The organism is Vermiculatibacterium agrestimuris, from assembly GCF_943193085.1.
GTDB classification, from domain to species: domain Bacteria; phylum Bacillota; class Clostridia; order Oscillospirales; family Oscillospiraceae; genus Vermiculatibacterium; species Vermiculatibacterium agrestimuris.
In genome coordinates, this window is record NZ_CALPCU010000016.1 from 25,580 (window position 1) to 50,153 (window position 24,574).

Annotated in this window: 21 protein-coding genes; 2 read left to right on the forward strand and 19 right to left on the reverse strand. The window is 62.7% G+C overall.

Going from position 1 to position 24,574, the window contains the following annotated elements; genetic code table 11:
• Positions 1–33 precede the first annotated feature (33 nt).
• The 5 genes from dnaG to NFR87_RS07075 all read right to left on the reverse strand — a co-directional run bounded on the left by dnaG (position 34) and on the right by NFR87_RS07075 (position 4,427).
• On the reverse strand, positions 34–1,815 hold the full coding sequence (gene dnaG / locus NFR87_RS07055) for a DNA primase (protein WP_251448333.1): 1,782 nt from the start codon (positions 1,813–1,815) through the stop codon (positions 34–36).
• A gap of 109 nt (positions 1,816–1,924) precedes the next feature.
• On the reverse strand, positions 1,925–2,929 hold the full coding sequence (locus NFR87_RS07060) for a deoxyguanosinetriphosphate triphosphohydrolase (RefSeq protein ID WP_251448336.1): 1,005 nt from the start codon (positions 2,927–2,929) through the stop codon (positions 1,925–1,927).
• A 128-nt stretch (positions 2,930–3,057) separates the two neighbouring features.
• Positions 3,058–3,687 carry an IMPACT family protein gene (locus NFR87_RS07065; RefSeq protein ID WP_251448339.1) on the reverse strand — a complete coding sequence of 210 codons (630 nt, stop codon included), beginning with the start codon at positions 3,685–3,687 and terminating at the stop codon, positions 3,058–3,060.
• Positions 3,684–4,214 carry a GNAT family N-acetyltransferase gene (locus NFR87_RS07070; RefSeq protein WP_251448342.1) on the reverse strand — a complete coding sequence of 177 codons (531 nt, stop codon included), beginning with the start codon at positions 4,212–4,214 and terminating at the stop codon, positions 3,684–3,686. Before NFR87_RS07070 ends, NFR87_RS07065 begins: the two co-directional genes overlap by 4 nt.
• A 3-nt stretch (positions 4,215–4,217) precedes the next feature.
• Positions 4,218–4,427, reverse strand: a complete 210-nt coding sequence (locus NFR87_RS07075; RefSeq protein WP_251448345.1) for a helix-turn-helix domain-containing protein — start codon at positions 4,425–4,427, stop codon at positions 4,218–4,220.
• Between the two features lie 80 nt (positions 4,428–4,507).
• Between NFR87_RS07075 and NFR87_RS07080 the strand changes: the two genes are divergently transcribed.
• Positions 4,508–4,771, forward strand: a complete 264-nt coding sequence (locus tag NFR87_RS07080; RefSeq protein ID WP_251448348.1) for a DUF6809 family protein — start codon at positions 4,508–4,510, stop codon at positions 4,769–4,771.
• Here the strand turns inward: NFR87_RS07080 and hflX are convergent.
• The 14 genes from hflX to NFR87_RS07150 all read right to left on the reverse strand — a co-directional run bounded on the left by hflX (position 4,768) and on the right by NFR87_RS07150 (position 23,375).
• Complete coding sequence (gene hflX / locus NFR87_RS07085) at positions 4,768–6,063, reverse strand: GTPase HflX (RefSeq protein ID WP_251448351.1); 1,296 nt, start codon at positions 6,061–6,063, stop codon at positions 4,768–4,770. The two genes, NFR87_RS07080 and hflX, sit on opposite strands and share 4 nt — an antisense overlap.
• Positions 6,064–6,089: 26 nt before the next feature.
• Positions 6,090–6,587: a flavin reductase family protein gene (locus tag NFR87_RS07090; protein ID WP_251448353.1), complete on the reverse strand. Its 498-nt coding sequence runs from the start codon at positions 6,585–6,587 to the stop codon at positions 6,090–6,092.
• 83 nt (positions 6,588–6,670) lie between these two features.
• Positions 6,671–6,877 carry a 50S ribosomal protein L31 gene (gene rpmE, locus NFR87_RS07095; RefSeq protein ID WP_251448356.1) on the reverse strand — a complete coding sequence of 69 codons (207 nt, stop codon included), beginning with the start codon at positions 6,875–6,877 and terminating at the stop codon, positions 6,671–6,673.
• Between the two features lie 134 nt (positions 6,878–7,011).
• Positions 7,012–10,584: a helicase-exonuclease AddAB subunit AddA gene (gene addA / locus NFR87_RS07100; protein ID WP_251448359.1), complete on the reverse strand. Its 3,573-nt coding sequence runs from the start codon at positions 10,582–10,584 to the stop codon at positions 7,012–7,014.
• Between the two features lie 19 nt (positions 10,585–10,603).
• On the reverse strand, positions 10,604–11,692 hold the full coding sequence (locus NFR87_RS07105) for a linear amide C-N hydrolase (protein WP_251448362.1): 1,089 nt from the start codon (positions 11,690–11,692) through the stop codon (positions 10,604–10,606).
• Between the two features lie 68 nt (positions 11,693–11,760).
• Complete coding sequence (locus NFR87_RS07110; protein ID WP_251448365.1) at positions 11,761–15,084, reverse strand: PD-(D/E)XK nuclease family protein; 3,324 nt, start codon at positions 15,082–15,084, stop codon at positions 11,761–11,763.
• 264 nt (positions 15,085–15,348) lie between these two features.
• Positions 15,349–16,644, reverse strand: coding sequence for an acetyl-CoA hydrolase/transferase family protein (locus NFR87_RS07115; protein WP_251448367.1), 1,296 nt, complete (start codon positions 16,642–16,644; stop codon positions 15,349–15,351).
• The gene (locus NFR87_RS07120; protein ID WP_251448369.1) at positions 16,622–16,915 is read right to left on the reverse strand and encodes a hypothetical protein; all 294 of its coding nucleotides are present in this window, start codon (positions 16,913–16,915) and stop codon (positions 16,622–16,624) included. Before NFR87_RS07120 ends, NFR87_RS07115 begins: the two co-directional genes overlap by 23 nt.
• Positions 16,912–17,193, reverse strand: a complete 282-nt coding sequence (locus tag NFR87_RS07125) for a NifU family protein (RefSeq protein WP_251448371.1) — start codon at positions 17,191–17,193, stop codon at positions 16,912–16,914. The genes NFR87_RS07120 and NFR87_RS07125 overlap by 4 nt, the downstream gene beginning before the upstream one ends.
• A 65-nt stretch (positions 17,194–17,258) precedes the next feature.
• Positions 17,259–18,710, reverse strand: a complete 1,452-nt coding sequence (locus NFR87_RS07130; protein ID WP_251448373.1) for a 4-hydroxyphenylacetate 3-hydroxylase family protein — start codon at positions 18,708–18,710, stop codon at positions 17,259–17,261.
• 24 nt (positions 18,711–18,734) lie between these two features.
• Positions 18,735–19,850: a 4-hydroxybutyrate dehydrogenase gene (locus NFR87_RS07135; protein WP_251448375.1), complete on the reverse strand. Its 1,116-nt coding sequence runs from the start codon at positions 19,848–19,850 to the stop codon at positions 18,735–18,737.
• Positions 19,847–21,046 (reverse strand): SLC5/6 family protein, encoded by a 1,200-nt coding sequence (locus tag NFR87_RS07140; protein WP_251448376.1) that lies wholly within the window; start codon positions 21,044–21,046, stop codon positions 19,847–19,849. Before NFR87_RS07140 ends, NFR87_RS07135 begins: the two co-directional genes overlap by 4 nt.
• Before the next feature lie 40 nt (positions 21,047–21,086).
• A complete protein-coding gene (locus NFR87_RS07145) occupies positions 21,087–22,361 on the reverse strand; it encodes an L-cysteine desulfidase family protein (RefSeq protein WP_251448378.1) in 1,275 nt (424 codons plus the stop codon).
• 12 nt (positions 22,362–22,373) lie between these two features.
• On the reverse strand, positions 22,374–23,375 hold the full coding sequence (locus tag NFR87_RS07150; protein ID WP_251448380.1) for a uroporphyrinogen decarboxylase family protein: 1,002 nt from the start codon (positions 23,373–23,375) through the stop codon (positions 22,374–22,376).
• 140 nt (positions 23,376–23,515) lie between these two features.
• On the opposite strand from NFR87_RS07150, the gene NFR87_RS07155 reads away from it, so the two are divergent.
• Positions 23,516–24,457 carry a LysR family transcriptional regulator gene (locus NFR87_RS07155; protein ID WP_251448383.1) on the forward strand — a complete coding sequence of 314 codons (942 nt, stop codon included), beginning with the start codon at positions 23,516–23,518 and terminating at the stop codon, positions 24,455–24,457.
• Positions 24,458–24,574: the final 117 nt, after the last annotated feature.

Sequence of the window (24,574 nt, forward strand, 5' to 3'; positions counted from 1 at the left end):
TCTTTTCGGCGCTCTTGCCGCTTTTCTTCTCGCTCATTGTCCATCCTCCATTGTCTTTTCTCTTTGTCTCGCGCGCAGGGCCAGTAGGGCGTCTTCCCCCTTGGGGGCCTCCCTTGCCGCCGCCTCCGCCTGTATCGTCTCTATGTAGTCGCCCATGGAGCGGTCCGCATAGGCCAGGGATTCCGGCTGACCCGCCACCTTCACCATGTGGCTCATCTCCTCCCCTGTCAGCTCCCCCTCCAGGGCGGGGAGCTGGACGCTCAGGCCCCGGCTGTGGCGATCCCGGAGAAGGCGGAAAACCTTTCCCAGCACCGGAGAGGAAAACTGCTCCGGCTCCACCGCCGCCTTGGCGAAGAGGGCGGCGTCCAGCAGCACCAGCCGCAGGATCCCCTCCTCCGCCCGGGCGGAGCGGACATTTTCATACCGCAGCTCCCGGTTTGAAGACTGCAGGTTCACCGCGGGGGCCATGGCCCGCCGCCGCTCCTTCTTTTTGGCCTGCCAAGTTCGGTTCTTCCGCCACCGCTCCACCTCCTGGTGGAAGGCGGTCTCAGAGATCCCCGCAGCCTTGGCGGCCTTGGCGCCGTATATCTCCCGCTCGATGGAGCTCTCCAGGGCGCCCACCGTCTCCACCGCCGCGCGCAGAAAGGCCATGCGCCCCTCGTCGCTTTCCAGGTCTGCCCCCTGGGTGAGCACGTCCAGCCGGTAGTCGTTCTGTCCCGCCGAGCCGTTCAGGCACTTCTCAAAGGCAGCGGGGCCAAACCGCTTTACGAAGTCGTCCGGATCCTGCTTCATGGGCTTTCCGTCCTCCCCCACCGCGTTGGGCAGCTGGAGCACCCGGACGGTAAGATCGGCGTTTTTCAGGATGCCCAACACCCGCTCCGTGGACTTCTTCCCCGCCGCGTCGTTGTCGTAGCAGAGCACCAGCTCCTTGGTGTACCGGGACAGGATCCGGGCGTGGTCGGCGGTGAGGGCGGTGCCCATGGTGGCCACCACATTGTCAAAACCCGCCTGATGGAGGGTAATGACGTCGATGTTGCCCTCCACCAGAATGAGGTTGGGCCGCTTGGTGGCCTTGGCCAGGTTGAGGGCGTAGATCAGCTGGCTCTTCTTAAAGCACACCGTGTCCGGACTGTTGAGGTACTTGGCCCCCTCCAGCCCCGGCAGGATACGGCTGGTAAAGCCCACCACATCCCCCCGCACATCGATAACGGGGAGCATGAGCCGGGCGCGGAATTTGTCGTAGATCCCGCCGTTCTTCCCCGCCACCGCAAGCCCCGCGTCGATGAGCTCCAGCTTGGAGAAGCCCTGGGCGGTGAGGGCCTTTGTCATGGCGTCCCACTCGTCGGGGGCAGCCCCCAGGCCAAAGCGGGTGGCAAACTTGGGACTGATGCGCCGCTGGGCGATATAGTCCCGGACGGCGGCGCCGCCGGGCGAGCCCAGATATTGATAGTAGAAACGGGCGGCGGCCTTGTTGGCCTCCAGGGCCCGGCGCAGCTTTTTGCGCCCTTCGTCGCTGCCTCCGGTCTCCGGCACCTCCATGCCCACCCGCCTGGCCAGGTGCCGCACCGCGTCGGGGAAGCTCAGGTGCTCCATCTCCATGACGAAGGAGATAACGCCGCCCCCCTTGCCGCAGCCGAAGCAGTGGTAGATCTGCTTGTCACGGGAGACGGAAAAGGAGGGGGTCTTCTCCGTGTGAAAGGGACACAGCCCCCACAGGTTCCCGCCCTTCTGGGTCAGGTGGACGTACTCCCCCACCACGTCCGATATCTCGTTGCGTTGGATCAGCTCGTCGATAAATTGCTCCGGAATGGGCATGCGCGCATCCCCCCTTTCCCCGCTCCTGGCTATGATTGCCAAACTCTGACAGTTTTATACCGCTTTCGTCTGTAACCCCACACGCGCTCCGCCCCGGGCGGGCCGCGCCTCACTTCACCGACCAGGATTTGGGGATGAACAGGTCGAGATAGGTCTCCACGGCGTATGCGTCGGTCATGCCGGCGATGTAGTCGCACACCGCCCGCTCTTCCCCCTCCGCCGCCCGGATGTTCTGGAATTCCTCCGGCAGCTTGTCCAGGTGCCCCATGTAGTAGTCAAACAGCCGCCGCAGCAGCTCCTGGGCCTTGCCCTCCTCCCCCTTGGCCATGGGATTGAGGTACACCGAGGCGAACATGAACTCCTTCAGCTGCGCCATGGCCGCCTTCTTTTCCGGGGACTGGAGGATCTCGTTCTTCCCCTGGCTTTCCGAGATGATATCCATGACCAGGGTGTTGATGCGCTGGGCGTGGGTACTGCCCAGCTCCTGGGCCACCTCAGCGGGGATGTCCAGGGGATAGATGACGCCCCCCCGAAGGGCGTCGTCGATATCGGCGCTCAAATAGGCGATCTTGTCGGAAAGACGCACGACGCGCCCCTCCAGGGTCTCGGCCTGCTCCCCGCCGGAGTGGCACAGGATGCCCCGGCGCACCTCGTAGGTCAGGTTCAGGCCCTCCCCGTCGTTCTCCAGCCGGTCTACCACCCGCAGGGATTGCTCAAAGTGGCGAAAGCCCCCGGGCATGATCTCGTTCAAAAGCCGCTCCCCGGCGTGGCCAAAGGGGGTGTGGCCCAGGTCGTGGCCCAGGGCGGCGGCCTCGGTCAGATCCTCGTTGAGGCCCAGTCCCCGAGCGATGGTGCGGGCCACCCGGGACACCTCCAGGGTGTGGGTCATCCGAGTGCGGTAATGGTCGCCCTCCGGCTGGAGGAAGACCTGGGTCTTGTGCTTGAGCCGCCGGAAAGCCTTGCAGTGGACGATGCGGTCGGTATCCCGCTGGAAGCAGGTGCGCACCGGGCAGGGCTCCACCGGCCGCTGACGGCCCTTGGACTTGGCGGCAAGGCAGGCGAAGGGAGACAGATCCTTCCGCTCCCGCTCCTCCAGCTGTTCCCGGATGGTCATATGGCTGCGCGCCCCTTCCTTTTTTCTTCTAACTGTATATACGCCGGTGGGCTAAAAAACCCTCTTTTTTCAGAAAATTTCTCAAAAAGATCGGAAAGGCGGCTGTTTTGACACAGCCGCCTTTTTTCCTATCTTTTTTGGGGAACCGCCTTCCACTGAACGCCCACCATCCTGGGGACGCTCCCCCCGGCGGAGAGCTCTCCCACCCGCTGGGTGAAACGCTCCTCCGCTCCCTGAGGCAGAAGGGCCCGGAAGAGGATCTCCGAGCCGAACTCGTGCTCCCCCTCCGTCCCCTCCAGCGCCGTCAGCTCCAGCTTCAGCCGCTCAAAAAGAGGATAGGGGCAGGAGCACTCCACCGCCGTCCAGGGCCGCATCACCGACACGCCGGCGGCGTCCAGAGCGTCCTTGGCCGAGCGGGTATAGGCCCTGGTCAGCCCTCCGGCCCCCAGCAGGATGCCGCCGAAGTACCGGGTGGAGACGCACACCAGGTCGGTGACCTCCTCCCGCTGGAACACCCCCAGCATGGGCTGCCCGGCGGTTCCCTGGGGCTCCCCATCGTCGGAGTACCGCTCCACGCCCTCCTTCAGGCGGTAGCACCAGCAGTTGTGCCGGGCGTCGTGGTAACGCTTTTTCATGGCCTCGATGCAGGCGCGGGCCTCCTCCTCGGTCTTCACGGGCCACACGTGACCGATGAACCGGGACCGCTTCTCGGTAAACTCCGTCTCCGAAGGGGCAGTGGGGATGTAATATTCGGTCATAAATTCTGCCACTCCTCCCGGGTCAGGGCATAGTGGAGCTCAGTGCGCTCCTCCCCCATCAGCTCTACCCAGTTCTTTTCCGTGAAGCGGTAGAGAAAGCCGCACTTCTCCACCACCCGGCGGGACTTGTCATTGAAGTCGTAGTGCCCGCACCAGATGGTCTGAAGACCCAGCTCCTCAAAGCCATACCGCAGCAGCTCCTTCACCGCCTCGGGCATCAGGCCCCGGCCCCAATAAGCGGGGTTCAGGGCGTAGCCGATCTCGTCGTCGGGGCCGGGCAGGCTGGTCCGGTGGCGGTCTACAAAGCCCGCCGAGCCGATGACCTTCCCCGAGGACTTGTCCACCACGGCGAACGTCCCAGGGGCTGAAAATACGGTGGCGATGATCTCCCGGCTCTCGGCCAGGCTTTGATGGGGCGGCCATCCGGCGGCGGGGCCCACCCGGGGGTCTTTGGCGTACTCGTACAGGTCGGCGGCGTCCCCCTCCCCGAAGGGCCGCAGGATCAGCCGCGCCGTCTCCAAACCCATGGCTTACCTCCTGTCCCCGCTCCGGCCCACCAGGTAGTCAATGCTGACCCCATAGAAGTCCGCCATCCGCCAGAGCACAGAGGCACTGGGCTCCCGCTCTCCGTACTCATACCGGCAGTAAGACCGCACAGCAATATCCAGCGCCTTCGCCACATCCTCCTGCCGCAGATTCTTTCCCTTGCGCAGTTCCTTTAATCTCTCTGCCAATTTCATAAAAATACCCCTTGACATGCCCGTACGGGCAAGTTATAATGATAGCAGAATTTGACCGCTTGGTCAAATGAGGTGATTTTATGTCAGACCCCGTTCTCGCCCTATACCAACACATGATGAAAAATGATATCCATCTTCAATACATGGGTGACCTGGAGGAATATGAGTCCAACGCAGCTTACAGCGAGGCCGCCTGCAAGCGTCTCCAAGCCATGCTGGACGTCCCCGCCAAAAAGGAGCTGGAGCGCTTCCTCGACATGAAGTCCGTGGCGGAATCCATGGAATTGGAGGCCGCCTTTACCGCCGGGTTGGCCATGGGTCTCCAACTGCTCCGGCTGATTTAATCCTCCCAGGGCTCCTTGGCGGGCTTCCAGCCCTCGGTGACATAGTTTCGCACCTGTCCCAGCACCTTGGGGGTGCACACCGCCTCCACCTCGATGGTCTCGCCGTAATCCACCTTCTCCACCTTGGCCTCCCGGTAGAGCATGTCCACCAGTCCCCCCTGGTCGTAGGGGATGGCCAGCTTCACCTTGTGGGCCCCCTGATCCAGCCGCTTGCGCAGCAGCTCCAGGAGCTTGTCCACTCCTTCCCCGGTCTTGGCGGAGAGGGCGACGATACTCTCCCCGTGGGGCAGGATGTCCCCCGCCAGCAGGTCGGATTTATTGAACGCGTCGATGCGGGGGGTCTCCCAGGCTCCCAGCTCGGTGATGAGCCGCTCCACCACCTCCGCCTGCTCCCGCCAGAGGGGATCGGAGGCGTCGATGACGTGGAGCAGAAGGTCGGCGTACTCCAGCTCCTCCAGGGTGGCCTTGAAGGCCTCCACCAGCTGGTGGGGCAGCTTGGAGATAAAACCCACCGTGTCGGAGATGAGCACCGTGCAGGTGTCGGACAGCTCCAGGGTGCGGGTGGTGGTGTCCAGGGTGTCGAACAGCCTGTTGTTGGCGGGGATGTCCGCGCCGGTCAGGTGATTTAAGAGGGTGGACTTCCCGGCATTGGTGTAGCCCACGATGGCCACCACGGGCACCTCGTTCTTCTCCCGGCGCTGCCGCTGGGTGGCGCGCACCCGGCGCACCTCTTTGAGCTCTTCCTCCAGCTTGGTGATCTTTTTGCGGATGAGCCGCCGGTCGGTCTCCAGCTGGGTCTCGCCGGGGCCCCGGGTGCCGATGGCGCCCTCCTGCCGCTCCAGGTGCTTCCACATGCTGGTCAGCCGGGGCAGCAGATATTTGTATTGCGCCAGCTCCACCTGGAGCCGGCCCTCGCTGGTGCGGGCCCGCTGGGCGAAGATATCCAGGATGAGGGCGGAGCGATCCAGCACCTGCGCCCCAAGGGTCTCGGTGAGGACGCGCTGCTGGGAGGGGGAGAGCTCGTTGTCAAAGATGACCAGATCGGCCCCCACACCCTCGCACAGCTGCTTCAGTTCCTCCACCTTTCCCTCCCCCAGGAATGTGCGGGGGTCGGGGGTGGCCTTGTTTTGCAGGACGGTGCCCACGCACTCGCCCCCGGCGGTCTCCAGAAGGGCCTCCAGCTCCTCCAGAGATTCCTCGGTGGCGTTGTCCTCCCTGGACAGGCAGTTGGCGTTCAGCCCCGCCAGCACCGCCCGGTTGATCTTTGTTCCGTCAAAGGTTTTCTCGAACATAGTACCTCCGTAGAGCCGGGGCGGTCTTATCCCTTCAAGACCGCCTCGATCTCTCCAATATACATCCTGTGGTAGTCTTTGCCCGGATAGAAGCTCTCATCCATTGTCCCGTCAGCAAAGCAGGCGGGGTCAAAGCTCTGGGCGTAGAGCTTGCGGCACACCAGCGTCAGCTCCGCCTGGGCAAAACAGGGGGCCTTTTCCCCCTCCAGAACCGTCAAGTTACATTCCTTTACCTTGTCCGTATCCCGGCCGCTTTTGGCCCCGCAGAGGGCCATCACCTCCCGGTACTTCTCCGGAAGGAACGACAAGGAAAAATACTTTTCATGCTCTATCAGTCCGTAGGTGTACCGCTGGGGACGGACGTAGACGGTGGCCACGGGCCGGTTCCACAAAATGCCCGTCCCGCCCCAGCTGACGGTCATGGGGTTGCACTTCGTCCCATCCGCTGCGGTGAGCAGGGCCCACCGGTCGCTGAGCAGGGAAAAGAAATTCGCGTCCAGGGTCTTGGGGTCTACCTTTTGCATGGCGCATCCCTCCGTTTCAATATCGCCCTATCCTATGCAAAAGGGCCTGTACCGTAAACCGGCACAGGCCCTTCCATGTTCCATTACTTTTTGTCCAGACCAAACTTCTTGTTGAAGCGGCTGACACGACCACCGGTGTCCACCATCTTCTGCTTGCCGGTGAAGAAGGGGTGACACTTAGAGCAGACTTCGACACGGATGTTCTCCTTGGTGGAGCCGGTCTCGATCACATTGCCGCAGGCACAGGTGATGGTGGTCTGCTTGTAGTCGGGATGGATGCCTTCCTTCATGTTGGATTCACCTCTTTCTCGTTCCTGGTGAAGCGGCGCAGCAAACTTCCACGCCTTATAAACGCTATAATATGATAGCATAGGCATTGTAAAAAAGCAAGAGGTTTTTTCACTTTTGCTCCTAAATAGGCCCTTTAGACCTCCACCGCCCGGCCCTCGGAGAAAAACCACAGCACCCGGCGGCACACCGGCCTGCCGGTGATCTCGGCCAGGGCCTTGGCGTAGGCCAGCAGCTGGGGCCTGTACTCTCCTGCCCGGGCTGTGAGGGCCTGGCCGTGGACGGCGTCGGTCTTAAAGTCCACCACCACAATGCCCCTGCCGGTCTCGAAATAGCAGTCCACCACGCCCTGGAGGAGCACCTGCTCCCCCTCCCCCGCCTGGGGATAGTATTGCCGGGCGGGGGTGAGGATGGAGAACTTGAACTCCCGGCGCAAACTGTCCGACGCCAGCATCTCCCGGCCCAGCGGGGAGGAGAAGAAAGCCCAGATCTTCTCCGGCTCCACCGCTCCGGCCTGCTCCGGGGTGAGGAACCGCTCCTCCACCAGCCGCTCCAGCTCCCCGGCGATCTCCGGGACGCTGCCGCAGCGGCCGAAATCGATGTACTGCATGGCCAGGTGGAGGGCCGTGCCCTTCTGGGTGGGGGTGAGGCCCAGCCGCTCCACGGCAAACCGGGGCCGCTGGAACTGGATCGGCTGGGCCGGCCGCGGCGCCTCCGCCCACGCCTCCTCGTCCAGCTCCCGCCCCTTGAGCTGGGTGGCGGTGAGCTTGGAGGGCAGGGCCGCATCTTCGGCATAGGGATAGGCCCAGGCAAACTGCGCCGCCAGATCCCCCGGTTCCGTGTCCTCACCAGCGGGGCCGGCCGCCCCACCTCTTGCGCGGTGGGGCGGTTGGGCCAGGGGCGCGGCGTCCACCCAGCGGATGTCCCAGGCCGGGCCGAAGTCAACGCCGGGGGCCGCCGGCGGGGGGAAGGCCCCCTCTCTTAACGGGGCGGCCTCCGGCCGGGCCAGGGCGGGCAGGAGCACCCACTGGGCGGGACTGGCACAGTCCAGAAGGGCCTGGGGTTCCACCGGCACGGCGGCGGAGGGCAGGAGCTTGTCCACATCCCGCCGCCCCCCGGTGAGGGCGCAGGTCATAATGAGCTTTTCCCTGGCCCGGGTCATGGCCACATAGAGCAGCCGCAGCTCCTCCGCCGACAGCTCGTAGTCCATCTGCCGCTCCACCGCCAGGCGGGCCAGGGTGGGGTATTCCACCATCCGCTCTACATCCAGCCGCTTGGGCCCCACTCCCAGCTTGGGGTGGAAGAGGATGGGGGCGGTCTGATCCTGGCGGTTGAGCTGGCGGGCCAGTCCCGCCAGAAACACCACAGGGAACTCCAAGCCCTTGGAGCGGTGGATGCTGAGGATGCGCACCCCCTCCCCCCGGCCTGCGCCGCCGGTGAACACAGGCCCGCCCTGCTCCTCCAGCCGCTGCAGATAGGTCAGGAAGGGAAAGAGGCCCTTGTGGCCTCCGACCTCAAATCCGCGGGCCAACTGAGCCAGCGCCAGCAGATTGCCCTGCCGCTTCTCCCCCTCGTCCATGGCGCCGTAGACGCCCAGCAGGTTGGTCTGGTCATAGATCTGCCACAGCAGCCGGTCGCAGCTCTCGTCCCCCGCCCGCTCCCGCAGAGCCTGGAGCTCGGCAAGAAAGGCCCGGGCGTCCTCGCCGCCGTCCAGGGTGAGGGCGGTATAAAAGTCCTCGGTGGGAGCGGCGGCCCTGATCTGGGAGAGCCGGTCGGCAGAGAAGGCATACACCGCCGAGCGCAGGGCGGCGATGAGGGCCACATCCTGCCGGGGGTTGTCCACCACCCGAAGGAGCGACAGGGCCACCTGGATCTCCGTGGCGGAAAAGAAGTCCCCGCTCCCCTCCGCCTCCCAGGGAATATCCTGCTCGGCCAGCGCGGCGGCGTAGTGGCGCAGCACCGTCCCCGGCGAGCGCAGGAGGATGACCATATCCCCGGCCCGGACAGGCCGCACTCCCCCCTCTCCGTCAGAGACGGGGAACCCTTCATCGAGCAGTTCTCTGGCCCTGCGGGCCACGAAACGGGCCTCCAGCAGATCCCGGGGCGGTCTGGGGCCGGTCTCCTCCCCCTCGCCGGCCAGGGAGCAGTCCAGCGCGTCCAGCTCCAGGGCGTAGTTCCCCGCCTCCTCCGCCGGGAAGCTGCCGCCGGGGATGAGGGCCTCGTCGTCGGTGTAGTCCATCTCACCAAAGGTCTCGCTCATCACCGCCCGAAACAGGTAGTTGCACCCCTCCAGCACCTGGGGCCGGGAGCGGAAATTCCGGGACAGAAGCACCCGCCGCGGTTCCCCCTCCTCCGCCGCCTCCCAGGGCTTGTAGGCGCGGTACTTGGACAGGAAAATGGTGGGGTCGGCCAGCCGGAAGCGGTAGATGGACTGCTTCACATCCCCCACCATGAAAAGATCCTTGCCCCCGTCCGTCAGGGCGGTGAAGATGGCGTTCTGTACGGCGTTGGTGTCCTGGTACTCGTCCACCATCACCTCGTCGAACCGCTCCCCCCAGCGGCGGGCCAGCTCAGTGGGCTGCCCAGCCCCGTCCAGGAGGAGCTTTGCCGCCATGTGCTCCAGGTCGGAAAAGTCCAGCACCCCCCGGCGGGCCTTCTGGGCGGCGTAGGCCCTGTCGAAATCCCGCACCAGTGCGAACAGCCCCCGGATGGCGGGGAACACGGCCCGCATATCGGCCAAAAAACCGGCGGAGTCGTCGGAAAAAAGCTGTGCGATGCGCTTCAAGCGCTTTTTGCAGTCCTCCCGCACCAGCTTGATCCGCTCCAGGGCATAGGGGTCCTCACAGCCCCGGGAGCTGCCCAGCCGGGGGAATTCCACCTGGACGCGTGCCCTGGCGGCGTCCCAGCCCTCCTCGGTGGCCCGCGACAGAGCCTTCAGGCCCTCGCAGGTGACCTCCAGACTGGGAAGGTAGGCCTTTTGCAGAACCGCGTCTCCGCCGCACAGCGCCATGGCCTGCTCCATCCGCCCCGCCCAGTATTCCGCCTGGCGGCGGGCGTCGGCCAGCAGCAGCTCCCCCCAAACGGTGGCCCCCGCGTCCTCTACCCCCTCCAGGGCAAAGGCCCGCTCCTGCTCCGAGAGCCAGCCCTCCGGATCGGGGTGGCTCTGGATACGGCCCCGGATATCCAGAACGATCTGCATAAGCCGGGTGTCGTCCCGCCCGGCGGACATGGCGTCCACCAGCACAGCAAAATCACTGCCCGGCATGATGGTCTCATACCGCTTGTCCAACACGCCGTTAAGGGCCTCCTCCATAAGGCTCAGGCCCTCGCTTTCGTCGCACAGGCGGAAGTCGGCGTCCAGCTCCAGCCGGTGGCCCTCCTCCCGCAAAAGCTGGGCGCAGAAGGCGTGTACCGTGGAGATCTGCGCTTTATAGACCAGCGTGGCCTGCCGGCGGAGAAAGGCGTCTCCGGGCCGCTGGCTCAGCCGCTCGGAGAGCTCGGAGACCACCCGCCCCCGCAGCTCAGCGGCGGCGGCGCGGGTATAGGTGATGACCAGGAAGCGGTCAATGTCCGTCCCCTCCTCCACCCGGGACAGCAGCCGTTCTACCAGCACCCGGGTCTTACCAGACCCCGCGGCGGCAGAGACCAGCAGGCCGCTTCCCCGGTGGGAGACGGCCTGGCCCTGTTCTCTTGTCAGTGCGAAGGGCATGGCCCTCCCTCCTCTTCTGTCAGCTTCTGCGCCTCATCTCCACCACGCCCCCCTGGGGGTACCGGCAGATCTCGTGGTGCTCTATGCTCTCCTTGGAGCATCGCTCCAGCGTCAGCTTCGTCCACACGCTGACCCCGCAAGGCCGCATATAGATGGCCCGCTCCCCCAGGTCGTACATCACCAGATACTGGGTGTAGCTGGGCAGGCTTCTGATGGGCCCATTCTCCTTGTCGAAAGCGGTATAGTGGAATATCCCCTGGCTGTAGGGCTCCATCACAGGGCACATCAGCCCGCTTCCCAGGGGCAGGATCCGGTCATCGGGGAAATCCTTCCCCTCCCTGTTCAGAAAGCTCATCACCGCCATGCGGACAAACCGGTCATAGGAGGCGTAGGAGGCGGGAAAGATGCCCCCCATACAGCAGTGCTCCGCCCCGCAGTCCGCCGTCACCGTCATGCCGTTGAGGGTGATGGAGCAGGGCTCCTCCTTCCCCCAGGTCAGCTCGGGAGAATTGGCCAGAAACCAGCGCAGATTGTCCAACTGCTTTGGATAGGGCGGCGAGTTGGTCATAAGGCCCAGATTCTCCTCATACACCGTCAGCATCCCCGGCCGCTCCGGGTCTGCGGCCTCCAAAATGACGCACTTTCCCGACCTGTCCACGAACATATAGTGGACATTGGCGGGAACCATCTCCCACTCCGCGGGCACATCCAGGATCTGGATCTTTTCCGCGGCCTTGGCCACCTCCGCTGTCGAGACGCAGTTCCCCAGCAGCCAGGTCACCAGTTCCATCCCCATGATCCCCAGGTAACCGGGCTGAGCCGTGGGCGCGCTGGTGCCGTCGTAGAGCGCCAGCAGTCCTCCCGTCAGTCCCGCGTCATTGATCCCGTCCAGGAGCCATGTATCCAGAGGGCTGTAGGTGACCCCCAGCAGGGCGTGCTTGAGCGTCAGCTTCTCTCCCCCGCTGAGATCCAGGCGCTTTCCCTTGGGAACGGAGACCATATGGCTCCCCTCTTCCCAGATGTTCCCCCCAATGTCACAGGTGCGGAACCAGTACGGTTTCCCAGCGTTGGAGGTCAGCTTAACCGCTGTGCAGTCGGAAACGAACATGAAGAATTCCTCCCAAATAGAATGTCGGAGTTGGATCCGGCGCCTCTGCCGGATCCCGGCTCTCCATCCTATTCTTCCCCCTTCTCCAGCTGTTCCCAAAATTCTTTTGCCCTGACCCCCGGCAGCCACCGCCTGCAGTCGCCGCCCACTCCTTCCCGGAACTGGCAGGCAGCGGCGTAATCGCACCACTGGCAGGCATTGTGCTGGGGGCCGCGCCAGAAGGGATCGGCGGCAATATTCCCCGCCGAAAGCTCGGCGGCCACATCCTCCAGCACCTTCCGGGTGTGCCGTTCCAGCCGCCCCAGCCGCTCGGCGGAGACCAGGGCGTCCCCGGTGAGCGCTCCGCTGGTCTTGCTCAGGCGCAGGGGCAGGAACCGGGGGCCTTCCTCTCCCCCATGCTCCATGGCCTGGAGCACGTCCGCCTCCTCCAGTACCAGGCCCTTGCGCCGCAGCTGGCTGTCCACCGCCTTCTGCCGCTCTTCCTCAGTCATCTCCCGGCTCCCGGCCACCACCGTATCCCGGGCGGGGAGATAGAGCACTCCCGCGGGAACGATCTCCCTGCCAAAGAGGGCCTTTCCCTCCTCCCGGAGGGTAAAGAGGTAGAGGAGCATTTGCAGTCCCAGGCCGTTCCACACGTCCGTAAGGTCAAAGCTCTTCCGTCCGGTCTTGTAGTCCACCACCCGCAGATAGAGCTTGCCGTCCTTTTCCCAGCCGTCCACCCGGTCCACAAAGCCGGAGACCGACACCGTGAGGCCGTCCACGGTGAGCTCCACCGGCGGCAGCTCCTTGTCCTTCCCAAAGCCCAGCTCGAAGGCGATGGGCTTAAAGTCGGAGCGGGAGAGCTCCTCGCAGACGTTCTTCACCACGGCGTACACCGACTTTTCCAGCCGGCGGAAGAGATAGCGGAACCGGGGGGTCTCCCCCTCCAGACCGCCCAGCTCTTCCTCCACGTACCGCTCCACCACGGCGGAGACCTCTTCCCGGCTGGGGATGGCCTCACCCTGCCGCTCCTTGAGGATGTGCTCCAGCACGTAGTGGACGAAGGTGCCGTATTCCGGGGCCTGGAATCCGGCGGATCTCCGGGCTTTGGCCTTCAGCCCGTACTGCATAAAATAGGAAAAATGGCAGGAGTTGTACTTGTCCAGCCGGGAGGCGGACATGGGCACCCGGAGGCCATAGAGGCTCTCCACCGAGGGGCGGGTCAGGCTCCCCCGCTCCATGCCCTGGGCCCGCTCCACCCGTTCCACCAGGGGCGCGTACTGCGGGATCGCCTTCAGCGCCGCCCCCACCCGGGCCTGCCGTCCCGCCAGCTCCAAAGCGGGCCGGGGCGCCGCCAGGCGGAAGGCGTCCTTCAGGTTCCCCTCGTCCACCACGGCCAGGTCGGGGAAAAGGGTGCGCAGCTTCTTCACCAGAAAGGAGGGCTGCCGCTCCTCTCCGCCGCTGTCCCGGGTGGGCCAGCTCACCACCAGCCGTTCCGAGGGCAGGGCGCAGGTCTCATAGACAATGGTCATCTCCCGCCAGAGCTTGTCGGTCAGCTTGGGCGCGCTTTCCAAACCGTAGGCGGCCAGTACCGCCCGGTCATCGTCGTTCATCAGGCCGGGGGAGGGCGCCGCGGCGGGAATAGAGCCGTCGTCCGCCCCCAGTACATAAAGGACTTTGCAGTATTTGTGCGCCAGCCGGGGCATCTCCCCCGCCGTGATCTGATCCAGCGACACGGGAATGGCCCCCACCTGGTATTGGGAGAGCACCAGCTTGAACAGCCGGGTAAACTCCTCCCAGTCCATGGGGGTGTCTCCCAGCAGCTCGGCGCACTGCTCCAGTGCGGCGCAGAGGATCTCCCACAGCTGCCCATACTCGGCGGCCAGTTCCTCCCGGCCCCTCTCCCGCAGGGTCTGGGCGCGCTGGGTCAGCCGCTGGGCCAGGCCGATGTCCTCCAGATAGCCGTAAAGGGCCAGGGCCAGTCCCCGGCCGGTCTTCTCCTGGGTCAGACGCAGTTTTTCCAAGGGGGCGGCCACCTTGCGCCGGAGGGCGTCCAGCTCCGCCACCGCCGCCCGCTCCCCATCGTGCCATACCCCGCCGTAACCGTCTGGGTGCATATTCCACTCGCTCTTCTGCGTCCAGCGGCTTCCCCGAACGTCCCATTTGAGCACGTAGTTCTCCAGCCGGTCTACCTCGTCGAGGGTAAGCCCCGCCAGGCCGGTCTTGAGGCAGCGGAACACATCCTCATAGCGGTAATCTCCCGCCACCGCGTCCAGGGCGGCGGTGATGAGGGTCAGGATGGGCTTTTGCAGCACGTCGTCCATGCGGGCCAGGAACACGGGAAGGCCGTACCGGGGAAAGATCTGGTCGATAAGCGGGCCATAGACCTCCATGCTTCGGGCGGTGACCGCCAGCTCCCGGCAGCGGTAGCCCTCCTCCCGGAGCAGCCGCCGCAGCTCGGCGGCGCACCGCTCCACCTCGGCGTAAGGACTGCCGGCCCGGTAGAGCTCCACCTCCCGGGGCGCGCCCTTCAACGGCACGATCACCGGCTCAAAGAGGCGGCGCTCCACCTGCTTCAGCGTCTCCGCGCCCGGGGCGGAACGCTCCGTGCGCACCTGGGCCTCTGCCTCCACACCGCAGCGGCGGGCCAGGTCGATGAGCTTCCAGGCCGTCCGCCGGGCGGGGGCGAACACATCCTCGTCACTGCCCTCCAGAGCGTTGCAGGTAAGGGCCACAGTGACGGACTGCGCCTGGGTCAGAAGCTGCTCCAACACCAGCCGCTCCTGGGCGGTAAAGTCGGTAAAGGCGTCGAAATAGATATCCTTTCCCCTGGCCCAGGGGCATGTCTCCAGAACGTGGGCCAGCTTGGTGAGCCTGTCCCTCGGGTCGGCCCCCTTCGTCTCCGTAAAGGCGTCGTAGGCGCCCAAAATGAGAGACAGATCGTAGAATTTGTCCCCGATCTCGCCGGGCTTTCCCTGCTCCGCCTCCAACTCTCCAGACACCTCCAGCAGCCGCTGGGCGGTGATGGAGGCGGCCTTGCACTCGTCCACTGTGGCCGCCAGCTGGGCGAGAAACTGGGGCTTCCGGGAGGGGCGGGCATAGACCCGAAGCTCCTCCGCCACAGCCTTTAAGGCCACGTCCATCAAAAGCAGCCGGCCGCCCGCGTCCAGGGTGGGCTCCGCCAGTCCGCCATGGACGGAGAAGACCCGGCTGGCCAGCCGGGTGAAGGAGAGCACCTCGGCGTGGAGGCTGACCGCGTTGCCCGCCACGGCGCAGAGATTCCGCTCCGCGTCGTGGGAGTGCTGCTCGGGAACAATGAGCACCTGAGGCCGGCTACTGGCCCTCTGGGCGATGGTCTTCAGCATATCGGCGGACTTGCCGGTGCCCGCCCGGCCTAAGATCAGCTTGAGCACGACGCCGCCTCCTTTCCCGGAATTTTGCCGTTTTCCGCTATTATAACACAGATAAGCAAAAAAAGAACCACCGGAAGCTCCACACAAACCCAAAACCTCAAATTTGGAAATCCCCAACGGGGCACAGCCCGCCGTGCCCGCCTGGGCCGTCCCCCGCCGGGGCAAAAGGGCGCAAAACAGCCCGGACACAGAAATGTCCGGGCTGTTTTGCGTCACAGGGTCTCCCCCTTTGACGCACATATCGCATTTTTATAAAAGGCCGGTTTAATATTCGCAGTGAAAACGCGCTTTGAACTCGCCGATCAGTTCATCACGAAAATCGGGATGGGCAATGCCGATCAGCGCACGGGCCCGCTGACGCAAAGTATGCCCCTTCAATTGGGCAATTCCGTACTCCGTCACCACATAGTCCACATCGCACCGGCCGGTGGTAACGGCGGCCCCCGTGTCCAGCAGAGGAACGATCTTGGAGGTCTTTCCCTTTACCGTGGAGGACATGGCGATAATCGCCCGGCCGCCCTTGCTCCGGGCCGCTCCCCGAATGAAGTCCACCTGGCCGCCGGTACCGGAGATCTGCGTCATGCCAATGGTCTCAGAGGCCACCTGCCCCATCAGATCCACCTGCACGCAGGAGTTGATGGACACCATGTTCTCATTCTGAGCGATCACATAGGGGTCGTTGACATAGTCCACCGGAGCCATGTACACGTCGGGATTGTGATCCACAAAGTCATACAGGCGCTGCGTCCCCATCAGAAAGGTCGCCACATACTTGCCCCGCCGAAGGGTCTTTTTCCCATTGGTGATCGCCCCAGCCTCCGCAAGCTCCACCACTCCGTCGGAGAACATTTCAGAGTGGATCCCCAGATCCTTTTTATCCTTCAAAAACAGCAGCACTGCATCGGGGATCGCGCCGATCCCCAGTTGAAGGGTGTCGCCGTCCCGGATCAGGGTGGCAACGTTCTTTCCAATGGCCTCCTCCACCGGGCCGATCTTGGGCGGCGCCAGAGGGATGGTGGGGGCGTTGTGGAGCACGAAACAGTCGATATCCTCCACCGCGATCTCGCTTGCGCCGTTCGTATAGGGCATGCACTCGTTGACCTGCGCGATCACGATTTTTGCCGCGGCGGCCGCGGCCATAGTGTAATCCACGGAGACCCCCAGAGAACACATCCCGTGCTCGTTGGGGGGCGTGACCTGGACCAGCGCCACATCCACTGGCAGGGTGCTCTGGAAGAGGGCGGGGATCTCGCTGAAATAACAGGGAGTGAAGTCTCCCCGTCCCTCCGCCACAGCGGCCTTGGTGGACGCGCCCACAAACAGGGCATTGTGGCGGAAATTCTTGCTGTACTCCGGCGCGCAATATTCCGAGTTCCCCTTGGCCACCATGTGAACGATCTCAACATTTTCATAGGCGGCGGCGTTGCGCACCATGGCGTCGACCAGATGCGAGGGCTCCGCGCAGGCGTGCCCCACCACCACCCGGTCGCCGGACTTGATCCGCTTCACTGCCGCGGCGGCGTCGGTAATGTGGGCTTCATAATAGGTCTTCCAATCCATCTTGTCCGCTCCTTTGCAGTATCATCAGCTCATCGGCGGCCCGGGGGACATCCTCTTCCTGGCACAGCATCACCACAGGTGCGTCCCCCAGTCCCTCCAGGCCGGCGCACCGGGCGGAGCAGCCGCACACCACCGCCAGCGCGTCATACCCCTTTCCGGAAGCGGCATTGACGAAGGCGGCACCGGGGCAGCTCTCCTTCAGGCGCCGGACGGCTGCAGCCCGGTCATATCTCGGGTTGCAGCCGCCGCAGTATTTGATCCCGACGGTCATGGGCGGTTCCGGGTCAATATGGCTCTGGCCTGAGCCACCAGATCCTCGTCTACCCCGTCCACCAGGATCACATCCTTTACTTGTGGAACCGCTTCGGTGATGGCGCCGCGGATGAGCTCCTCCGTCGTAATGGAGGCCGCCGGACAGTCGGAGCAACATCCCAGCAGTTCAAAGCGATACACTCCGTTTTCATACCCGATGGAGCGGATCTCCCCTCCGTGCATAGCCAGTTGGGGCCGAACCTGCTCGTTGAGAACCTGCTCGATCTGTTCCAGCATCCTCTTCTCCTCCTTGACAGGCGAACGCGTTGCGCCGGTAGTCTCCGAAGCGGCTCCACGGCAGATCATTCGGTGATATGGGCCAGCTTCTTGGCCAGTTCCTTCTTGTGTTCCAGGTTCCCCTGCCGGGCGATCATGATCCGCTGGGCCTGGGGAGAGCCGGCGCCGTGCATGCTCTCGGTGCGGTAGCCCACCGCCGCGGTGCCCAGGGCGAGATTCTCGATCAAACGCATGATGCGCAGCCGGTTCTCCGTGGACACCGTGTTGATCCCTCTCAGATACTTGTCGATCACGGGCCCCAGCTTCTCGTCCCGGAAGTCGGCCTCCGAGGGGGCGGTCACCATCAGGCCACCGGCCACGTCCTCCGCCAGGCGGACGATCTCATAGGGGAAGCGGGTAACGTTCTGCTTGCACACGTTGGCCAGCAGCAGGTCAATGATGTAGTTGCCGCTCTCGGTGGGGTGGCCCTCAGCGGAGCAGGCGATGCCGCAGCAGTACAGGGTCTCATTCAGATGGGTCATCTCAATGAGCTTGTCCTTGATGTGGCTGGCCTTGGCCGCGCCGTTGTAATCGGCGGCCACGGCGGCGGCGCCGATGAGCACATCGCCCACGCCCACCTTGCATCCGCCATAGCTCTGCCGGTGGTAGCCGGCGAAGCGCTCCACCATCATTCCGGCAAACTCCGTCTCCCCGTTGAGGAAAATGCGCTCGTTGGGAACGAACACATCGTCAAACACGGTCAGGGCCTCCACGCCGCCAAACTCGGCGTTGCCCACGTCCATATCGGAGTTCTCCAGCTTGCGGGTGTCGCAGCTCTGGCGGCCAATGATCATGTAAATGCCCTTGGTGTCCATGGGAACTGCGAAGGAGACCGCATAGTCCTTATCCTCCGGCTTCATGGACTGGGTGGGCATCACGATGATCTCATGGCTGTTCAGCGCGCCGGTCTGATGCATTTTCGCGCCCCGCACCACGATGCCGTCGGGGCGGCGCTCCACCACCCGCAGAAACAGGTCGGGATCCTCCTGGGCGTGAGGGGCCTTGGAGCGGTCGCCCTTCACGTCGGTCATGGCCCCGTCCACCGTCAGGTCGTTGGCCTGGCAGTAGGTCATGAATTTCCGGAAATTTTCATGGTAGCTGGTTCCACACTTCTTATCGGTCTCATAGGTGGTGGAGAACACGGCGTTAAAGGCGTCCATACCCACGCAGCGCTGGAAGCAGGCGGCGGTCTTCTGGCCCAGCAGCCGCTGCATCTTCACCTTCTTGATCAAATCGTCGGTGGACTGGTGGATGTGGGTAAAACGGTTCACCCGCTCCCCGGTGTAGGGGGAAACGGCGGTCATAAGATCCTCGTATTCCGGCATCTGGGCCAGGTCATAGGTCATGCGCACACTGTTGAGGGAGGGGCGCAGGATGGGGTCGTCCACAGGGGATTCCACCCGCTTGCCGAACATGTAGACCTGCATATTCATCTTTCGGATGGATTCGATGTACTGTTCGCCGGTCATGAGAGCCATAGTGATTCCTCCTCGGTGATCATGTCAATACAGTTCCTGATAAATTTTCAGCACCCGGGCCTCATCCAGGGGGACAAAATTGTTGCCCATCAGCCGGCCCTGGGTCTCCATCACGCTCTTGGTGAACACGGCCAACTCCTCCTGCCGAACGCCGTACTCATGCAGCGCCTTTTTGGGCAGGATCTGATCGAGCAGCTCCTCCAGCTTGTCATAGACCTGGGCCACATCACAGCCCAGCAGCCCGGCCAAATAGGCGTTCATCACCGCGATCTCGCCGTCCTGCTTGATCTCCATGTAATTTTTCAGAACGCCGGTAAACATGGCGTAGTTGCTCTCCCCGTGGGGGACATGGTATGTCCCCCCCAGAGGATAGCTCATGGCGTGTACGGCCGCGCAGCCGGCGGTGCCGAAGGCAAGCCCCGCATAGTTGGAGGCGATGAGGAAATCCTTCAGCAGCGGCAGCCGGGCCTGCTCCCCCTCCCGGGCGATCACCTGATAGCCCCGGATGATCATTTCGATGGCCTTATAGCCAAAGAGCTTGGTATAAGCTGTGGCCTTGGGGGACAGAGAGGACTCCACGGCGTGAACCAGGGCGTCGATGGAGCTGGTGGCGAACACCGCGAAGGGAAGGCCCTTCAAAAGCTCCGGGATCAGAATGGCTGCGTCGGCGTACATGGCGGGGCCCACCAGTCCCATCTTGGTGCCCAAGCGGGTGCGGTTCAGGATGGAGATGTTTGTGACCTCACTGCCAGTGCCGCAGGTGGTGGGCAGGATGATGAGGCTGCGCCGCTTGGGCAGCTCCGGGGCCATATCGTAGAGGGCGTCGATGGACTCCTCTCCGGCCACGGCCAACACCTTCGCGATGTCGATGATCGTGCCGCCGCCGATGGCGACGATCCGCTTGCAGCCCGCTTTGACCATATCGCGGACAATGGCCTCCGTCATAACGTCGGTGGGCTCCCCCGCTCCGTACTTCTCCTGGTAGATGACGGAGCACTCCAGCCCCATCTCTCCGAAGTAAGGCCGGTAGATATACTCATTGGTGAGGATCAGATCGGAAGCGTCCAGATGAAATTCCTCAACAAATTCCCGGCAGGTATCGAAGCTGTACAGCTCAGGCTTGAAAATGATCTCTCTCATGCGTCCTCGCCCTTTCCGGCAGCGGCCGCGGCTTGATTTATCTTATTCTGGCGGATCATACGGGGGATGGAGATAAAGATGGGGATGATGATAGTGAACAGAGCGATGTTGCCCAGAGCGGTGTAGCCCTTTTTGACCAGGGTGATCAGGCCCACCGAGGACAGGAGACCGCAGGCCAGCAGGAAGGCAAAGGACAGGACGAAGAACTTGACCTTGTGGGAGACCTTCTCTGTCTTCCAGACCTTGGCCCAGCGGTTGGAGAAGTTGAAGGTGAAGCTGGGGGCGGTGGAGATCACGGCCAGCATCACGACCACCCAATAGATAGCGGTGAGCGCGGAAGAGAAGTACTTCTGGCAGATCATCAGAATGGGGGTGCCGGAAATGACCTCGGGCATAAAGGGCAGAACGATGGCGCCGGTGATGCCGAAGAGCAGGGTGACCAGAACGCCCATCATCACGCCGGAGCCAATGGCATCCCGGCGATCCCGCAGCTGGTCGGCGTAGTTACTCATGGTGGAGCCCCAGGCAGAGGTGTTGAAGCAGTAGGACAGGAACAGGAAGAAGTGGGCCTTCACCGTAGTGCCGGTCCAGTCCAGGCCCTCCTGGAAATTGCCGATGCGGCTTGCGAGCACGTCGCCCCGAATGTTGATAACGGCGGCCAGGATCACCACAAGGGCGACGATCAGGGCGATGGTCATAGCGGAGTTGAACTTGCGCAGGAACGCCGCGCCGTACATGGTGAGGAATGCAAAGAGAACAATGCCGAGGATGGTAGCCGCAAGCATGGGAACGCCGAACAGGGAGTTCATCAGCTCGCTGAACAGGGCCACGGTGGCGGCCACGTTGACCAGACCCTTGAGGGTGGTGAAAATGTCAAAAAAGACTGTGACAATGGCGCGGATCAAGGGGTTGGACTGAGGCTTATCCACGCCGTAAAGGGCCAGATAGTACTCATTGTAGTTGTTGACCTTGTAGACACGCACAAATTCCAGGCCCACAGCACAGAAGAAGGACATGAAGGCACAGAACATGGCCAGCCACACGATGGCCCAGCCGCCGCCCAGGGTGACAATGTAAGTAGACGCATAGGTACCGGCAGCCATGTTCGCGCCGCAGTAGGTACCGAACATCAGGGCTCCCAGGCCAAACCAGATCGAAAATGTTTTTGCGAAACCGCCTTTTTCTTTCTTTTCCATAATGTTTTCTCCTTTCTCTGTTGAAACACAAATGTATGGCTCACTGGGTCATGATCTTGAGAATGGTACGGTCTGTACCCCGCATCCCCTCCTTGGCCAGGACACCCACATTGACCACCGTATCGTGAAGATCCCCGCCAATGATACCGTCTCCGGGCTGGAAGTTGTTGCCGCTGAGATACATTTTGTAGCCCAGGATCCCCGCGTCCACGCTCTCGGCGATCTTGGCCGCGCAGGAGGGCTTTGCCCCGTCGCAAATGGTGCCGGACAGGATGGCTACAGCGTTGATGATGGTGTGGCCGATGGCCTTCTCATCCGCCCCCTGGAGGTAGGCGATGGCGGCCCCGGCCCCTACGCCGGCACTGATGGCGCCGCAGTAGGCGGAGAGCACCCCGATGCCCGCCTTCTGGTAGCAGGTCACCAGGTCGCTGACAATAAGGGCCCGGTACATCTTTTCCTCACTGACGCCCAGGTGCTTGGCGTACCGGTAAACCGGCATGGAAGCGGTGATCCCCTGGTTGCCGGAGCCGGAGACGATGACCACCGGCATCTCACAGCCGCTCATCCGGGCATCGCTGCCCGCGGCGGCCCAGGCCCGGGCCTCGAACTTGATGTCATCCCCGTACTCCTGCAGAAGAGTGGAGCCAATGTTGGCGCCCCAGCTGTTCTTCAAGCCCTCCTCGGCAATGGCGCTGTTACAGCGCAGCTGCCGCTCCAGCAGATCCTTTACCAGGGAGAGATCCACCTCGTTGGCAAAGGCCAGGATATTGGGCAGGCTCAGAAGGCTTCGGTCGGCCTCTTCCCCGTTGCCGGTCGTGTCATCCAGGGCTTTTTCCAGCTGGATCTTGCCATCCTTTTCGATGTAGACAATATTGTTGTGGTGGTCGGCGATCCGCACCGTGGCCCAGTGTTCCCCAGCCCAGCCGGTGAGCTGAATGTCCAGCAGGTGGGGGGTGTCGGGACAGACGATCTCAATGGGCGTGTTCTCGCTGTAGGCGGCAATGGCCGGATGCCTGGCCTTGTCCACCGAGGAGATGACCTGGAGCTCCCGGTCGGCGTCCCCGGCCACCACACCGGCGGCGATGGCCGCCTTGGTGCCCTTGAGCCCGCCGGTATTGGGCACGATCACGCTCTTCACATTCTTCAGAATGTTGCCGGAGACCTCGGCCCGGATCTTCTCCGGCTCCGCCCCCAGGATCTGACGCATTTTCGCCGCGCAGTAGGCCAGGGCGATGGGCTCGGTACAGCCCGTGGCCATCTTCAGTTCTTCGTTCAAAATGCCCACAAAGGCAGCTTGGATCTCAGGTGTCAGCATGGTGTTTTCTCCTTAATGCTTTTCGGCATACTCAATGGCAGCGTCGCGAACCCAATTGAACCGGTCGTCATCAATGTTGTAGGGCACGGTGCAGTCGGCGCCGATCATAACGCCCACCTGGCCGCACTCGTCCAGGATCTTCCAGGTGGCCTCCTTGACCTCTTCCCTGGTTCCCTTGTCAATAATGCCATCCTGGGCAAAGCCGCCGAAGACAGGCTTGCCACCGAAGACCTTTCTGCCCTCGCTGAGGGAGACCTTCTCCGCATATACGGCAATGTTATACGCCGCGGCGGGATAGTTCTTGAACAGCTCCAGGTTGTTGCGCGCACCGGTGAAGCCGCAGATATGCAGCAGGTTGATGGCGCTGAGCTTGTTGGCGTGTTCCATGACCCGCAGGTCGGAGGGAGTGACGAACTTGGTGAACATCTCGTCGGGGAAATACTGGTTGCGGTTCTGAACGCTGAAGTACATTCCGTCCACGCCGCACTCCTTCAGAAGCATCTCGTTGTACTCGATGATGGTATCGGTGAGAATGTCCAGGGCGCAGAACACGGAGTCGGGATCTTCCTCCAGCCATTTGGGAAGACGGGGATTGGGGTTGGTCATGCCGTCCAGGCTGCCCCGCAGCACCCGGATGGCGGAGAAGCCGGTGGCATAGATGGGGGCATCCTTGCCCTCGTAGATCTCCATGACCCGCTGGGTCAGCTCCTTGGTCTTCTTGCCAAACAGGGAGTTCACGGAGGGGGGCTGGATCTTCCGCAGGTCAGAGGGCTTCTCCACGAAGGAGGTGTCCAGAGGCAAAACCATCAGAGAGTCATTCATAACCTTGATCACATCGGGATCAAAGACAGCCAGAGCTTCCCGGTGACCTTCGATGTTCCTCTCGAAAGCCTCAGGCAGTTCCAAACCCTTTTCCATCAGATCAGGGCCACAGAAATGGTGGAAAAAGGCCACAGGAACGCGATCTACGGGCTCATTTGCCAGGAATTTCATGAATCTTTCACGCTTTGTCATAGAACTACCTCTTTCTTTCTCAAATTTAGGATTTGACATCCTTGCCATATTTAGATTATCATAGAAGTGGTTTTTTGTATAATATATCAATGGAATGGCATATGAAAAAAAGCTATACCATAGAGAGTGGAGGTACTGGAATGAAGCTAAAGACATTAGAATACTTCATTACCCTGGCAGAATCCCGCTCCATCAATGAAGCCGCGCAGAAGCTGTATATTGCCCAACCCAGCCTGACTAAATCTCTTCAGCTTTTCGAAGAAGAGGTCGGCTGCCGCCTGTTTTATCGTGACAAGGCGGGGATCCGCCTGACAGAGGCAGGGAAAAAGGTTTTGCCGGAAGCAAAGCAGATCGTGTCCTATTATAACGGCTGGCTGACCCTTTCCCAGCAGTGCGCCCTAAAGGTAGTCAATATTTACATCCAGCATTCCTTTCCGAATTTCCTGCTGCCCGAGGTGATCTTGAACTTCAAAAAGCGGCACCCCGACATTCAGGTCAGCTGCCAGCTGTGCCCCACCCCCGAGCAGTATATTTCTCAAGACATCGAGCAGCCCGCCCTGACGCTTTTTGTCTGCGGCGCAAAAAATCCCATCGAGAACTACAGCAAGCTGCAGGGAAATCCACCGATGATCCTCTTTCACGGGGCATACCGCTGTCTGACCAACAGTCAGAGCAGCCTGGCAGGCCGGAACTGCGTCACGCCGGAAGACCTCAAGCACCGCTTCTGTGTCCTGCGTTCCAGCGCGGAAGCTCGCACCCCAGTCATTTCCGCCCTGTTGGACTGGCTGTCCCCTGTCGTTCCGCCCGAACAGTTTATCCGCTCAGAATCGGTGGAAAGCATCATTAAAATGGCGGAGACCCACGACGACGTGTACGCCCTTTCCTATTACCCGATCCTCAACCGGTATGAAGGGATCCACACCGGGAAGCTGATCAGCATTCCTTTTGCGGACGATTGCGGTGACGGGGAGCTGTGTCTGTTTTACTCCAAACGGGCTTGTCAGCGGCATCCAGAGCTTCGGGAGCTGGTGGACGAGATCTACAAGAGCAGCCAATCCTTTATGGAGGAAACGGGAGATTGACCCCCTCCAAGGGATATCCATACAGCAAAAAGCAGGAGCGGGGGGGGGGGGGGGGGGGGGGGGGGGGGGGGGGGGGGGGGGGGGGGGGGGGGGGGGGGGGGGGGGGGGGGGGGGGGG

What these genes read in the sequence shown, in the direction of transcription:
- NFR87_RS07125 (WP_251448371.1), bottom strand. Translation starts at nt 17,193, where the DNA reads ATGCTGGAACAGATCGAGCAGGTTCTCAACGAGCAGGTTCGGCCCCAA.
- NFR87_RS07130 (WP_251448373.1), bottom strand. Translation starts at nt 18,710, where the DNA reads ATGGCTCTCATGACCGGCGAACAGTACATCGAATCCATCCGAAAGATG.
- NFR87_RS07075 (WP_251448345.1), bottom strand. Translation starts at nt 4,427, where the DNA reads ATGAAATTGGCAGAGAGATTAAAGGAACTGCGCAAGGGAAAGAATCTG.
- rpmE (WP_251448356.1), bottom strand. Translation starts at nt 6,877, where the DNA reads ATGAAGGAAGGCATCCATCCCGACTACAAGCAGACCACCATCACCTGT.
- NFR87_RS07150 (WP_251448380.1), bottom strand. Translation starts at nt 23,375, where the DNA reads ATGACAAAGCGTGAAAGATTCATGAAATTCCTGGCAAATGAGCCCGTA.
- hflX (WP_251448351.1), bottom strand. Translation starts at nt 6,063, where the DNA reads ATGTTCGAGAAAACCTTTGACGGAACAAAGATCAACCGGGCGGTGCTG.
- NFR87_RS07105 (WP_251448362.1), bottom strand. Translation starts at nt 11,692, where the DNA reads ATGTTCGTTTCCGACTGCACAGCGGTTAAGCTGACCTCCAACGCTGGG.
- dnaG (WP_251448333.1), bottom strand. Translation starts at nt 1,815, where the DNA reads ATGCCCATTCCGGAGCAATTTATCGACGAGCTGATCCAACGCAACGAG.
- NFR87_RS07080 (WP_251448348.1), top strand. Translation starts at nt 4,508, where the DNA reads ATGTCAGACCCCGTTCTCGCCCTATACCAACACATGATGAAAAATGAT.
- NFR87_RS07140 (WP_251448376.1), bottom strand. Translation starts at nt 21,046, where the DNA reads ATGGAAAAGAAAGAAAAAGGCGGTTTCGCAAAAACATTTTCGATCTGG.
- NFR87_RS07135 (WP_251448375.1), bottom strand. Translation starts at nt 19,850, where the DNA reads ATGAGAGAGATCATTTTCAAGCCTGAGCTGTACAGCTTCGATACCTGC.
- NFR87_RS07070 (WP_251448342.1), bottom strand. Translation starts at nt 4,214, where the DNA reads ATGGGTTTGGAGACGGCGCGGCTGATCCTGCGGCCCTTCGGGGAGGGG.
- NFR87_RS07090 (WP_251448353.1), bottom strand. Translation starts at nt 6,587, where the DNA reads ATGCAAAAGGTAGACCCCAAGACCCTGGACGCGAATTTCTTTTCCCTG.
- NFR87_RS07145 (WP_251448378.1), bottom strand. Translation starts at nt 22,361, where the DNA reads ATGCTGACACCTGAGATCCAAGCTGCCTTTGTGGGCATTTTGAACGAA.
- NFR87_RS07115 (WP_251448367.1), bottom strand. Translation starts at nt 16,644, where the DNA reads ATGGATTGGAAGACCTATTATGAAGCCCACATTACCGACGCCGCCGCG.
- NFR87_RS07120 (WP_251448369.1), bottom strand. Translation starts at nt 16,915, where the DNA reads ATGACCGTCGGGATCAAATACTGCGGCGGCTGCAACCCGAGATATGAC.
- NFR87_RS07065 (WP_251448339.1), bottom strand. Translation starts at nt 3,687, where the DNA reads ATGACCGAATATTACATCCCCACTGCCCCTTCGGAGACGGAGTTTACC.
- NFR87_RS07155 (WP_251448383.1), top strand. Translation starts at nt 23,516, where the DNA reads ATGAAGCTAAAGACATTAGAATACTTCATTACCCTGGCAGAATCCCGC.
- NFR87_RS07060 (WP_251448336.1), bottom strand. Translation starts at nt 2,929, where the DNA reads ATGACCATCCGGGAACAGCTGGAGGAGCGGGAGCGGAAGGATCTGTCT.
- addA (WP_251448359.1), bottom strand. Translation starts at nt 10,584, where the DNA reads ATGCCCTTCGCACTGACAAGAGAACAGGGCCAGGCCGTCTCCCACCGG.